General features: G+C 71.6%; 11 protein-coding genes. 7 read left to right on the top strand and 4 right to left on the bottom strand.

The window, feature by feature from the left end; translation table 11 throughout:
- Position 1: 1 nt before the first annotated feature.
- The 4 genes from fabD to ACFY1P_RS04980 all read left to right on the top strand — a co-directional run bounded on the left by fabD (position 2) and on the right by ACFY1P_RS04980 (position 5,781).
- On the top strand, positions 2-2,272 hold the full coding sequence (gene fabD, locus ACFY1P_RS04995) for an ACP S-malonyltransferase (protein ID WP_390749726.1): 2,271 nt from the start codon (positions 2-4) through the stop codon (positions 2,270-2,272).
- Between the two features lie 69 nt (positions 2,273-2,341).
- Positions 2,342-3,358: an NADP-dependent oxidoreductase gene (locus tag ACFY1P_RS04990; RefSeq protein ID WP_361520063.1), complete on the top strand. Its 1,017-nt coding sequence runs from the start codon at positions 2,342-2,344 to the stop codon at positions 3,356-3,358.
- Between the two features lie 256 nt (positions 3,359-3,614).
- Complete coding sequence (locus tag ACFY1P_RS04985; protein WP_361520066.1) at positions 3,615-4,436, top strand: methyltransferase domain-containing protein; 822 nt, start codon at positions 3,615-3,617, stop codon at positions 4,434-4,436.
- 133 nt (positions 4,437-4,569) lie between these two features.
- Complete coding sequence (locus ACFY1P_RS04980; protein WP_361520069.1) at positions 4,570-5,781, top strand: cytochrome P450; 1,212 nt, start codon at positions 4,570-4,572, stop codon at positions 5,779-5,781.
- A gap of 80 nt (positions 5,782-5,861) precedes the next feature.
- On the opposite strand, the gene ACFY1P_RS04975 is transcribed toward ACFY1P_RS04980, so the two are convergent.
- A complete protein-coding gene (locus ACFY1P_RS04975; protein ID WP_361520072.1) occupies positions 5,862-6,521 on the bottom strand; it encodes an endonuclease in 660 nt (219 codons plus the stop codon).
- Between the two features lie 146 nt (positions 6,522-6,667).
- On the opposite strand from ACFY1P_RS04975, the gene ACFY1P_RS04970 reads away from it, so the two are divergent.
- Positions 6,668-7,045: an SH3 domain-containing protein gene (locus ACFY1P_RS04970; RefSeq protein WP_390749725.1), complete on the top strand. Its 378-nt coding sequence runs from the start codon at positions 6,668-6,670 to the stop codon at positions 7,043-7,045.
- A gap of 127 nt (positions 7,046-7,172) precedes the next feature.
- Here ACFY1P_RS04970 and ACFY1P_RS04965 read toward each other — a convergent pair whose 3' ends face one another.
- Together ACFY1P_RS04965 and ACFY1P_RS04960 are read right to left on the bottom strand one after the other, a co-directional pair.
- Positions 7,173-7,712 (bottom strand): EF-hand domain-containing protein, encoded by a 540-nt coding sequence (locus ACFY1P_RS04965; RefSeq protein WP_361520078.1) that lies wholly within the window; start codon positions 7,710-7,712, stop codon positions 7,173-7,175.
- 16 nt (positions 7,713-7,728) lie between these two features.
- Positions 7,729-8,952: a GDSL-type esterase/lipase family protein gene (locus tag ACFY1P_RS04960; protein ID WP_390749724.1), complete on the bottom strand. Its 1,224-nt coding sequence runs from the start codon at positions 8,950-8,952 to the stop codon at positions 7,729-7,731.
- 410 nt (positions 8,953-9,362) lie between these two features.
- Here ACFY1P_RS04960 and ACFY1P_RS04955 point away from each other — a divergent pair, with 410 nt between their 5' ends.
- Positions 9,363-10,235: an SAM-dependent methyltransferase gene (locus ACFY1P_RS04955; RefSeq protein WP_390749723.1), complete on the top strand. Its 873-nt coding sequence runs from the start codon at positions 9,363-9,365 to the stop codon at positions 10,233-10,235.
- Here the strand turns inward: ACFY1P_RS04955 and ACFY1P_RS04950 are convergent.
- A complete protein-coding gene (locus tag ACFY1P_RS04950) occupies positions 10,166-11,041 on the bottom strand; it encodes a GNAT family N-acetyltransferase (protein ID WP_390749722.1) in 876 nt (291 codons plus the stop codon). The two genes, ACFY1P_RS04955 and ACFY1P_RS04950, sit on opposite strands and share 70 nt — an antisense overlap.
- A 43-nt stretch (positions 11,042-11,084) precedes the next feature.
- Here ACFY1P_RS04950 and ACFY1P_RS04945 point away from each other — a divergent pair, with 43 nt between their 5' ends.
- Entirely contained in the window at positions 11,085-12,212 is a 1,128-nt protein-coding gene (locus tag ACFY1P_RS04945; protein ID WP_390749721.1) for an AbrB family transcriptional regulator, read from the top strand.
- Positions 12,213-12,226: the final 14 nt, after the last annotated feature.

The raw sequence follows: 12,226 nt of genomic DNA, 5'->3' as shown, positions 1-12,226 counted from the left end.
CATGAAGGCAGTGGTCTTCCCCGGCCAGGGCGCACAGCGCCGCGGCATGGGACGCGAGCTCTTCGACGCCTACCCCCAACTCGTGCGGGAAGCCTCCGACGTGCTCGGCTACTCGATCCGCGAGCTGTGCCTGGACGACCCGGGACAGCGGCTGGGCCGCACCGAGTACACCCAGCCCGCGCTGTTCGTGGTCGGCGCGCTCGCCTACCGGCAGTGGTGCGAGGACAACGACGACGAGGTGGCCTTCTTCGCCGGCCACAGCCTGGGGGAGTACAGCGCGCTGCACGCCGCGGGCGCCTTCGACTTCACCACCGGCCTGCGCCTCGTCCAGAAGCGCGGCGCACTGATGGCCCAGGCGAAGGGCGGCGGCATGGCGGCGGTGGTCGGGGTCGACCCGGAACAGCTGCGCGTGCTCCTCGACGAGGGCGGCTTCTCCACCCTCACCGTCGCCAACGACAACGCACCGGCCCAGAAGGTCGTCTCCGGTGACACCGAGACCATCCGCGCCCTGGTGCCCTACCTCGAATCCCGCGGCGTGCGCTGCGCGAAGCTGAGCGTGTCCGGCGCCTTCCACTCCCCCCTGATGCGGCAGGCGCAGCAGGACTTCGCCCGCTTCGTGGACGGCTTCGCCCTCGGCGACCCGACGACCCCCGTGATCGCCAACGCCACGGCCCGCCCGTACGGGAGCGGCGAGACCGCGCGCACGCTCACCGAGCAGATCGTGCGGCCCGTGCGCTGGACCGACAGCGTGCGCCACCTCCTGGACCACGGCGTCACCGACTTCGTCGAACTCGGCGGCCGGGTGCTGGGCAAACTCATCGACCAGATCCGCTCCGCCCCGCGCCCGGCCCCGCGGCCCGCCCCGCCGGCGCCCGCCTTGGGCAGCCCCGTGTTCCGCGAGCGGATGGGGGTGCGGCACGCCTACGTCGTGGGCGGCATGTACCGGGGCATCGCCTCGGCCGAGATGGTCGTCAGGCTCGGCAGGAACGGCATGCTCGGCTTCCTGGGAACCGGCGGACTGTCGCTTGCGGAGATCGAGCGCGGGGTGCTGGACATCCAGAAGGGCCTCGCCGAAGGGGAGCCCTATGGTGTCAACGTGCTCGCCGACCACGGCGACCCCGCGGCCGAGCGCGAGCTGATAGACCTGCTGGCGCGCCACCGCGTGCGCGTCATCGAGGCATCGGCCTTCATGCGGATGACACCCGCCCTCGTCCTGCACCGGGCGCGAGGACTCCGGCGCGGCGCCGATGGCAAGCCGGTGTGCGACCACCGCATCGTGGCCAAGGTGTCGCGCCCGGAAGTCGCGCGGGCGTTCATGGCCCCCGCCCCCGAGGCGGTGCTGGAGAAGCTCCGCCGGGAGAACGCGCTCACCGACGAACAGGTGGCACTCGCCCGGCAGGTCCCGATGAGCCACGACATCACCGTCGAGGCCGACTCCGGCGGGCACACCGACGGCGGCGTCGCCACGGTCATGATGCCGGCCATGCTCCGGCTCCGGCAGGAGGCACAGGAGCGGTACGGCTACGCCGAACCCCTCTGCGTGGGACTCGCCGGCGGCCTCGGCACCCCCGAGGCGGTGGCGGCGGCCTTCATGCTGGGCGCCGACTACGTCCTCACCGGCTCCGTCAACCAGTGCACGGTGGAAGCCGCGACGAGCGACGCGGTCAAGGACATGCTCCAGGACCTCGGCATCGCCGACACCGCCTACGCCCCGGCCGGGGACATGTTCGAGCTGGGTGCCAAGGTCCAGGTGCTCCGCAAGGGCGTCTTCTTCCCCACCCGGGCCAACAAACTGTTCTCCCTCTACTCGCACCACGACGGCATCGAGGAGATACCGGCGAAAACACGCTCCCTGCTGGAGAGGACATATTTCGGCAGGAGCCTCGACCGCGTCTGGGAGGAAGTCCGCGACTATCTCCGGTCGCGGGGGAGGGACGCCGATATCACCCAGGCCGAGGCACAGCCCAAACAGAAGATGGCGCTCGTGTTCCGGTGGTACTTCTTCCACACGACGCGCCTCGCCATGGAGGGCGACGGCTCGGACAAGGTGAACTACCAGATCCAGACCGGTCCGGCACTCGGGGCGTTCAACCAATGGGTCGCGGGCACCGACGTGGAGCCATGGCGCAACCGGCACGTCGACCGGATCGGCCTCATGATGCTCGAAGGCGCCGCCGCACACATCGAAGCCGCCATGAGGAACTGGCGCGGCACCCTCGCGTCCCCTCCCGCGGACGAAAGCCGGAAACCTCTGCGCCTCCTCGCCTCCTGAGGAGGCCGGGCGGAGCAATTCAGTGGCGTCGGACACCGACCCGATTCTTTACGGTAGTTGAGGAGAGTGATGACCGTTCCGTCCAAGGGGACCGAAATCCATCTCGCCGCCCGCCCCGAGGGCTGGCCGACCCCGGAGACCTTCTCGGTCGTGCAGGCGGAGGTGCCGCCGGTGGGCCCCGGCCAGGTGCTGGTGCGCAATCTGGTGATGAGCGTCGACCCGTACATGCGCGGACGGATGACCGATGTCCGTTCCTACATGCCACCGTTCGCCGTCGGCAAGGCGCTCGACGGGGCAGCCGTCGGCGAGGTCGTCGTGTCGAAGTCGCCGGCTCTCGCGGTCGGCGACCTGGTGCAGCACGGCCTCGGCTGGCGGGAGTACGCCGTCGTGGGCGGCGCCGGCGCGGTGCGCATCGACCCGGGCCTCGCACCGCCCGGCGCGTACCTGGGCGCGCTGGGCATGCCCGGCCACGCCGCCTACGCGGGGCTGCTCAAGGCCGCCGAATTCCGCGCAGGCGACGTCGTGTTCGTCTCCGCGGCCGCGGGCGCGGTCGGCTCGCTCGTCGGCCAGATCGCCCGGCTGTCCGGTGCGGCGAGAGTGGTCGGATCGGCCGGGAGCGCGGAGAAGGCGGCCTACCTCACCGAGGAACTGGGCTTCGACGCCGCGTTCAACTACAAGGACGGCCCTATCTGGGAACAACTGGCGAAAGCCGCGCCCGGCGGCATCGACGTCTACTTCGACAACGTCGGCGGCGAACACCTGGACGCCGCACTGCTCCTGGGCAGAAGGGGAGCGCGCTTCGCGCTCTGCGGCGCCATCTCGCAGTACAACCTCAAGGGCGAGACCGTCGGTCCGCGTCATCTGATGCAGGCCATCGGCAAGGGAATCACCCTGCGCGGCTTCCTCGTCGCGGAATACGGCGATCTCAAGGACGAGTTCCTGGACCGGATGGGACGCTGGCTTGCCGAAGGCCGGATCGTCCACCGGGAAACCGTCGTGAAGGGGCTGGAGAACGCGCCGACCGCATTCATCGACATGCTGCGCGGCGCGAACACCGGCAAAATGCTCGTCAAGATAGCCGACTGAACGCGCCGTTCCCGAAAGAACGCCAATATTCGACCCGGTGCACTGTTCCTTGTTCACCCCCGGACCGGTAGCGTGTTCCTCACGCGCAACCATCGACATCGTCGATGTGTACGCACCTCGCGGCCGAATTCCCCCTCGCCGCCTTTCTCTTCGAAACCCCCGCCTGCCGAATCCGCGCGACCGTGCCGGATGCGCCGCGCGCCGAGAACTTCCCTTATGAAGTCACTTCCCGCATGAAGACAACGGAGGACTCCTCATGTCGAACCCCACCACCACCGTTCCCGTCCCCGAAGAGGTCGGCCTGCTCTACGACCGCCTCACCGCGCTCGACACCGCCGCTCAGGGCGGCAGCCTCCACCTCGGCTACTGGGACCTCGACGACAACGAGGTGCCCCTCGTGGAGGCGGCCGACCGGCTCACCGACCTGATGACCGACGCCCTGCGGCTCGACAAGGGCCACCAGGTGCTCGACGTCGGCTGCGGCGTCGGACAGCCGGCCATGCGGATCGCCGAGCGCACCGGCGCCCACGTCACCGGCATCGCGATCAGCCGGGACCAGATCGCCCGCGCCACCGAGCTCGCCGAGGCGGCCGGCCTGGCCGACAAGGTGGAGTTCCGCCACGCCGACGCCATGGAACTGCCCTTCCCCGACAACTCCTTCGACGCGGCCATCGCCATCGAGTCGATCTTCCACATGCCCGATCGCGAGCGGGTCTTCAGCGAGATCCGCCGTGTGCTGCGCCCCGGTGGCCGGCTGGTGCTGACCGACTTCTTCGAGCGCGCCCCGATCCCGGCCGACAAGCAGCCCGCCGTGGACCGCCTGCTCCGCGACTTCATCATGACGCTGGCGCGCCCCGAGGACTACGTGCCCATGCTCAGCCGCGCGGGCCTGCGCTTCGTCGAGCTCCGCGACATCACCGAGCAGAGCGTGCGCCAGACCTTCGAGCAGATGAGCCGCAGCGAGCAGGACCTGGACCCCGTCTTCGACGAGGACGCGGACGAGAAGTTCAGCCCCGCGGCCATGATCGACGTCGACGAGTTCGGCTCCGTCCTGCTGACCGCGCAGAAGCCCGTCTGAGACGGCAGGGCGCGTCCGCGGCCCCTTCCCCACCGCCGGCCACGCGGCCGGCGGTGAAGGGCCGCGGGCGCCCGGACCAGGCGACGGATTTCCGGCGCACCCCTGTCAACGCACTGCTCAGGAGCCAAGTTCTGTGACCGCACCCACCGAAGACAACACCGCGCTCGCCTTCCCCATCCCCCGTACGTGCCCGTACCAGCTGCCCGCCGAGTACGCCGGTCTCCGCGAGAACGGCCCGGTGTCGAAGGTGACCCTGCCCACCGGCAGGCCCGCGTGGATCCTGACCAGGTACGAGGACGTCCGCAAGGCGCTGACCGACCCCCGCCTCAGCTCCGACCGGGGACACCCGGACTACCCGATGCTCGTCGAACAGGCCAAGAGCGACCGGGACTCCACGCTCTCCCTGGCCGGCATGGACGCGCCCGAACACACCACCGCACGACGCGCGGTGGTCGGCGAGTTCACCTTCCGGCGGATGGAGGCGCTGCGCCCGCGCGTCCAGGACATCGTCGACGCGTGCGTCGACGAGATGCTGGCCGGACCCAAGCCGGCCGATCTGGTCAAGGCGCTCTCCTTCCCGGTGCCTTCGCTGGTCATCTGCGAGCTGCTCGGCGTCTCCGACGCCGACCGCGACTTCTTCGAGGACCGCACCTCCCGCATGCTCAGCATGGCCCTCCCGCCGCTCACCCGGCAGCAGGCGTTCTTCGACCTGCAGACCTATCTGGACGAGCTGGTGACCGCCAAGGAGAAGGCCCCCGAGGACGACCTGCTCAGCCGCCAGATCGCCAAGGGCCGGCAGGCGGGCACGTACGACCACGCCGCCCTGGTCGACCTCGCGTTCCTCCTGCTGACCGCCGGGCACGACACGACCGGGAACATGATCTCCCTGGGCATGCTGGCCCTGCTGGAGAGGCCCGAGCTGCGGGCGAGGATCACGGACGACCCCTCCTCGACACCGGACGTCGTCGAGGAACTCCTGCGCTACTTCACCATCACGGACATCATCACCGCCCGTGTGGCGAAGGACGACGTCGAGATCGGGGGACAGACCATCCGTGTCGGCGAGGGCGTCTTCGCGCTCGGCGGCGCGGCGAACCGCGACCCCGCGGTCTTCGAGAACCCCGACGAGCTCGACGTCGACCGCGGCGCGCGCCAGCACCTCGCCTTCGGGCACGGCCCGCACCAGTGCCTCGGCCAGAGCCTCGCGCGGATGGAGCTGGAGATCGTCTACGAGACCCTGCTCCGCCGTGTCCCCGGCCTCCGGCTGGCCGGGAGCGTCGACGACCTGCCGCTGAAGCACGACGCGGCGATCTTCGGACTGCACGGGCTGCCGGTCACCTGGTAGGAGGCCGCGGCTCATCCCCAGCGCGCGGGGCGGGGCCTCCGGGAGCACCCCCGGCCCCCACAGGACCCGTCCCGCGCCGGTCAGCTTCCCTCCCGTGCGGCTTCCCGCACCTCGTCGGCGAGCTCCTTGTCGAGCGCCACGCGCACCAGCGCGGCCGCGAACGCCGGAGCCTCGTCGCGCTCGACCAGGCGGGCCAGGGCGGCGGGTTCACGCGGCAGCCCGAGGCGGTCGGCCCCCTCGGCGGCCTTGCCGTCGAAACGCGGATACACCTCCGGCCACACACCCTGCGCCTCCCGCAGGAAGATGTCCGCGCCCGTGGGCCCGAGCCCCGGGATCTCCTGGAGCAGCTTCCGCAACCGCCCCGTGTCACCGGCCGCTTCCGCGCGCATGCGGCGGACGTCTCCCCGCCACCGGTCGAGCAGCAGCCGCGCGCCGTCCCCCAGCTGGGTGGCGGTGCGCTCGTCGTAGCGGCGGTAGCCGCCCTCGCCCAGCGCGTCCACACGCTGCTGCCACGTCGCCCCGGCCATCCGCCGTGGATCCTTCATCCCCGCTTCTGCCAGGCTGCGCACGGTATCGACCGCGACGGGCGCCCGGATGCGCGCACTGAGCAGACAGGCCAGCACGAGAAGCCGGTAGAGCGGCTGCGGGGTGTCCCGCAACCGGATGCCGGCCTCTTCGGCGTATGTCTTCCCGTGCGTCCGCAGCAGCGCGGCGGCGGTCTTCTGGTTTCCGGTGCTCATACGGTGAGTGTGTCCCGCCGGGGCGCCGGTCCCGCGCACCCTCGCGGTCGTGTCCTGCCCGACGCGGGGCAACCCTTTCGCGCCCTCGTGGGTCATACGCCATGTAACTCCCGTTGACGCCCTCGAGGATGGAAAGGGAGAAACCGATGATGTATCCGTCGATGCGCCGCACGGCGGCCGCCGGTGCGGCGGTCCTGCTGGCCGGTTCCGCAGCGCTGCTGGCCGCGAGCCCGGCCGGAGCGGAGGACGCCCCGGCCGGGGCACCCGCGGCACCGGCAGTCGCGCCCGCGGCACCCAAGGGCAAGGTGGTCGCCAGACTGCCCCTGTCGATCCGCGAACAGCCCACGTCCACCTCCACGTTCCTCGGCGCGCTCAAGCCGGGGACGGTCGTCGAGCTGTCCTGCAAGAAACACGGGCAGAAGGTCGAGGGCAACGACCTGTGGTATCTGCTGGCCACCAAGCCGGGCTATGTCGCGGCACGCTATGTGCAGAACCTGTCGCCGGTCCCCGCGTGCAACAAGTGACTCCTGAGGCAGCGGGGTGACATGGGGCCGCCGCCCCGGTGCGGCGGGGTGGTGGCGGACCACGTGAAAGCGGTGCCCCGGACATCCGTGCACAGCCGGGGCACGGTGCCGAGGGGATGACCGGTCCCTACCCGCCCACCTTCTCCGCGGCCTCCGTCGTCCCGTCGCTGTACAGCGCCTCACCCATGGGCGAGTCCTCCCCGCTGACGTGGGCACGGACCGAGGCGAGGTAGTCGGCCCGCCTGACATACCCGTCGCCGTCGGTGTCCAGCGCGTCGAAGGCCGACGCGATACTGCCGGCCGGGTTCCCCAGCGCCGTGCGCAGCGATGTGAACTCCGGCAGGTCCAGCGCGCCGTCCTTGTCGGTGTCGACGAGGTCGAACAGCGCGCCGAGCACGGGCTCGCAGACGGTGTCGAACGCCTCGGCACCGGCCCATGCCGCGTACTCGTCGAAGGTCACCTTTCCGTCGCCGTTCGCGTCCATCGACGCCCAGGCGCGCTGCCCCGCCGTCAGCGCGGTGACGACGAGGGGATCGTCCTTCGTGCGTCCCGAGGCCCACGCCACGCGCTCGGCTCGTGCGGCGTACTCCTCCTGGGAGATGACCCCGTCCCCCTCCAGCTGGCCGGCGGGCCGGATGGGGCGGAGCCGGTGTCGGCCCCGCCCCATCCGGCGAGTGGGCGTATCAGGCCCGCCCGGCGGCCAGCGGGCCGTCCGGGGTGAAGGCCAGGGCCGCGAAGCGTTCGGCGATGCGGTGGTGGGTGGGGGCGTCGGGGTGGAGCTGGTCGGGGAGGGGGAGTTCGGCGAAGTCCGCCTCGCCGTAGAGTTCGCGGCCGTCGAGGTAGTGCAGGTTCGGGTCGTCGGCCGCCCGCTGCTTCACGATGCGGGCCAGTTCGTCGCGGATGACGTTGAGGGTGAGCTTCCCCGCGGCCCGTTCCGCGGGGTCGCCCGTGGCCCGGAACTGGAGGATTCCCTCGTCGAGGCGGCTGAAGTCCGGGGCGCCGGGACCGGGGGTGTCCTCGTGGATGGGGCACAGGATGGGCGAGACGACCAGGAGCGGCGTGGTGGGGTGCCCGTCACGGATGGTGTCGAGGAAGCCGTGCACCGCGGGGCCGAAGGCGCGCAGACGCATCAGGTCGAGATTGACGAGGTTGATGCCCATCTTGACGCTGATCAGGTCCGCGGGGGTGTCCCGCAGGGCCCGGGCGGTGAACGGGTCGAGCAGGGCGCTGCCGCCCAGGCCCAGATTGGTCAGTTCCACGCCACCGAGGGAGGCGGCCAGCGCGGGCCAGGTCGTGGTGGGGCTCGCGGCGGTGGAGCCGTGGCTGATCGAACTGCCGTGGTGCAGCCACTTCTTGCGCCCGCTGTCCGGCGCGGCCTCGACGGGAGCGTCGGTGCGCAGGGCCACCAGCTGGGTGATCTCGTTGTACGGCAGCCAGATCTCGACGTCCTTGACGCGGTCGGGAAGGCCGGGGAACCGGACGGTGCCGACCGGACCCGGCCGGGTCTCCGCGGATCCGGTGGTCATGTCCACGGTCAGCACATTGCCGCCCGTCACACTGCCCTGCCCTGACAGGCGGCCGTCGACGAGCAGGTCGTACACCCCGTCAGGACGCGGCGGCGCGCCCACATAGACCGTCTTGGTGGGCAGCGTGTCCAGCTCGACGACGGTGGCGCGCGTACGGAACACCAGCCTGACACCCGAGGGCTGGGCCTCCGCCATGGCCAGCTGCCCGTCGGCGCACTGCGCACGCGCCCGGGCGGGCAGCCGGTGCGGCAGCACCCCGTGCTCGGTGCGCTCCAGGTCCAGGGCGCCGCGCAGGAGGTCCGCGGTGATGGGCGTGGTGATCCAGTGGGTCGCCTGAGCCGCCGTGGGGGCGTCGGGGACGTGGTCGGTCCGGTCGTTCATGGTCCGCATTCTGCCGGTGGGTGCGTGGTTCACCCAATGAACGGCGGTCGGGCTCGGTCTGTCAACTTCGATATCGAGTATCAGCCCTACGGCATGGCGTTCGACAAGACTGATGTCGAAGGCTCCCCCGGGCTGCGAACGTCGGAGGGCCATCGGCCACGGTTCCAGGCGGTATGCCGAAAACTGACAGGTCGTCCGGTGGCTCGTGAGGTGCTCCAGTGTGCCGGTCGTTGCCCGGAACAGGCGTGCACACGCACCCACATCAGGCCAACTCACCTCCGATAGGTGATCGGCCCGCGGACCTGGGCACAAGGCCCACAGGGCGCGGCCTAGCATGGCCAACGTTTCAGCGGCTGTCGTCCCGCGGCCGATGCGCGGGAAGCGGGCAGCCCGATTGTGCGGAGGCACCCGTGAGCTCGGAACAAGAGTGGGACATCGTCTCGGGGATCGGCATCACGGCGCTGGCGGTCGCCGCCAGCAGAGCTGTCGAGACGAGCCGGGACGGTGCCCTGGCCAAGGACCCGTACGCGGTTCGTTTCGTCGCGGAGGCCGGGTCTCCGCTGCCGCTGCCGACGACCGAGGCCGAGGCGACGGCCATAGAAGGGGAGTCGGGCGCGCCGGGTGTCGATACCTATGTGGCCGTGCGTACCCGTGCCTTCGACGACTACTTCCAGCGGGCCCTCGACGCCGGGGTCACCCAGATCGTGCTGCTGGCCTCGGGGCTCGACGCCCGCCCGTTCCGGCTGCCCTGGCCGGAGGCCGTCGTCGTCTTCGAGATCGACCAACCCCAGGTGCTGGACTTCAAGATGAAGGTCCTGCGGAAGTGCGGCGCCACCACGGCCTGTGACCACCGGCCGGTGCCGATAGATCTGCGGCTCGACTGGGGGACCGCCCTGGAGAAGGCGGGATTCGACCGCGCGCGTCCCACCGCCTGGCTCGCCGAGGGCCTCCTGCCGTACCTCCCGCCCGAGGCCGAGGAGGAGCTGTTCCACGAGATCCACCGGCTCTCCGCTCCCGGCAGCCGGCTGGCGGTGGAGTACGTAGGGGACATGCGGCAAGCCCTGGACTCCGACGCGATCCGGGACAACGCCCGGAGCGCGGGCGTCGACGTCGGCGACCTGCTCCACACGGACCAGCGGCCCACACCGGGAGCGCGCCTGTCGGACCTCGGCTGGGAGACGCGGGACGTACCGGCTCCCGAGGCGGCCACGGGCTACGGGCGTCCGCTGGACCCCGACTTCCTCATGAGGAGCGCGGTGTACGTCTTCGCCCGCCGGCCCTGAGCCTCCCGGACGGGTGCTTTCTGCGGCCACACGACTGGCGAGAGCGAAGCGGAGAGGGTCGTCGCGCCGTCGTCGTCCGTGGCGGCCACGGCCAGTTTCAGCTCGGCCGCCGCGCGCTGCACGGCCGCGTCGCCGCCCGCGGTGTGGATCCACAGGGTCCGGGCGCCGGTGGCGCGGGCGGCCCGGTGCAGTTCCCGGAGCAGGGCGGTGCACAGGCCGCGGTGCCGCCACGCGTTGGCGACCAGCAGGACCACGTCGGCGTCGGGGCCGTCGCAGGTCAGGGACGCCCAGGCGACGGGTCGCCGGCCGGGAGCCTCGGCGAGGAGGCTGGTGCCCACCCGTGGGGACAGCAGGCGGGGCAGTTCCTCGCGGCCGGGGATACCTTCGGCTCGTTGCCCGGCGGGCGGTGCGCACAGGACATGCAGGACGGTCACCGCCCGTAGGTCCGCGGCGCCCGCGCGGCGGAGCGTGACGGTGGCCCCCGCCGGGAGGGTCACCCTCCGGCGGTGGGCACGGGTCCACGCGGGTCTACGGGCCAGCCAGGCGAGCGCCTTCGCTCCGGCACGCTCGCGGCGGGTGAATCCGCCCTGGGGGCGCCGCGCGGTAAGAATCACGCCCGCGGGGTCCGGCAGCCGTAGCGGGGAGGCGTCACCCGAGGGTGCGGCTCCGGCCTCCGGGTGGGGAGGGTGCCGGCAGATCTCGGCCCCGCGCAGGAAGACGCCCAGTGCCTCGGGCAGCAGTTCGGGTGCGAGCAGGACCTGCCACGCCAATCGGGCCGCGCCGGGGCGTCGTTCGTCGTTCCGCATGTCACGACGGTAGCGAACTCCTACATCCTGTAGTTTCACGGATGTGGTCACGACTCTCCGGCGTACGGTGGCCCCGTCGCCCTCGCTCGCCCACCCTCCCCGACGCCGCCGAACTGCATGGCCGGCCCTCGCCGTGGCCGCGTACGCGGCGGGCGAGGCGGCCGAGCCGTTATTGCCCGCCCCGCATCTGCTGGCCCCGATACTGGCCGGACTCGCCCTCGCACTCGCCGGATTCACCGCGGGAAAACTCCCCGTACGAGTGAACCGCCTCTCCCAGGCCCTCCTCGGGGTCCTGATGGGCAGCTACCTCGACCCGCGAACCCTTGACCAGGCATCGGCGGCCGTCCTCCCGCTGACGGCGGTCACCGCCGCCACCGCCGTGCTCAGCCTGGCCGCCGCCGCGGTGCTGGCCCGGGTCGGGCGCGTGGACCGGGCCACCGCGACTCTCGGCATGGTCGCGGGAGGATCGGCCGCCGTCGTCTCCTGCGCCGAGGAGCTCGACGCCGACCCCCGCCTCGTCGCCTTCATGCAATACCTGCGCGTCGCCCTCGTCGCCGCCACCGCCCCCGTACTCGTCCAGGCGCTGCCGGCCTCGGGCCCCACCGCGCCGGGGCGGGCAGTGCTCCGCCCGGCGGCCCGGTACCTGGTCGACGGCCCGCACCAGGGAACCGGCTTGCTGATGCTGGCAGTTGTCGCACTCGCCGGAGCCGCGGCCGGGTGCCGGGTGCGGCTGCCCAGCCCCGCACTGCTCGGCCCGATGCTGCTCGCCGCCGCTGTGACAAGCACCGGCACCGCCACCGGCTTCGCCCCGGCCGGCCTCTTGCGTACGGCCCTGTTCACCGCGATCGGCCTGGACATCGGCCTGCGCTTCACCCGCCCCGCCGTGGCACGCGTACGCCATCTGCTGCCGATCACCCTGGCCTGCACCCTCACTGTCAGCGCCGCCTGCGCGGCACTGGCCTGGCTGCTGTCGGCCACCGCGCACATCCCGCTGGCCGACGCCTATCTGGCCACCACGCCGGGCGGCATCAACGCCGTCCTCGCGACCGCTGTGGCCACACACGCGAACGTACCGCTGATCTCCAGCGTCCAGAGCCTCCGCCTGTTCGCGATGGTCCTGCTCACTCCACTCCTCGTCCGCTGGGCGGTACGGCTTCGGAGCCGGTCCTGATGAACACAGTGGCA

Source organism: Streptomyces sp. NPDC001407 (assembly GCF_042895325.1).
In the GTDB taxonomy this organism is placed as follows: domain Bacteria; phylum Actinomycetota; class Actinomycetes; order Streptomycetales; family Streptomycetaceae; genus Streptomyces.
This window is presented reverse-complemented; position numbering and strand designations above follow the sequence as displayed.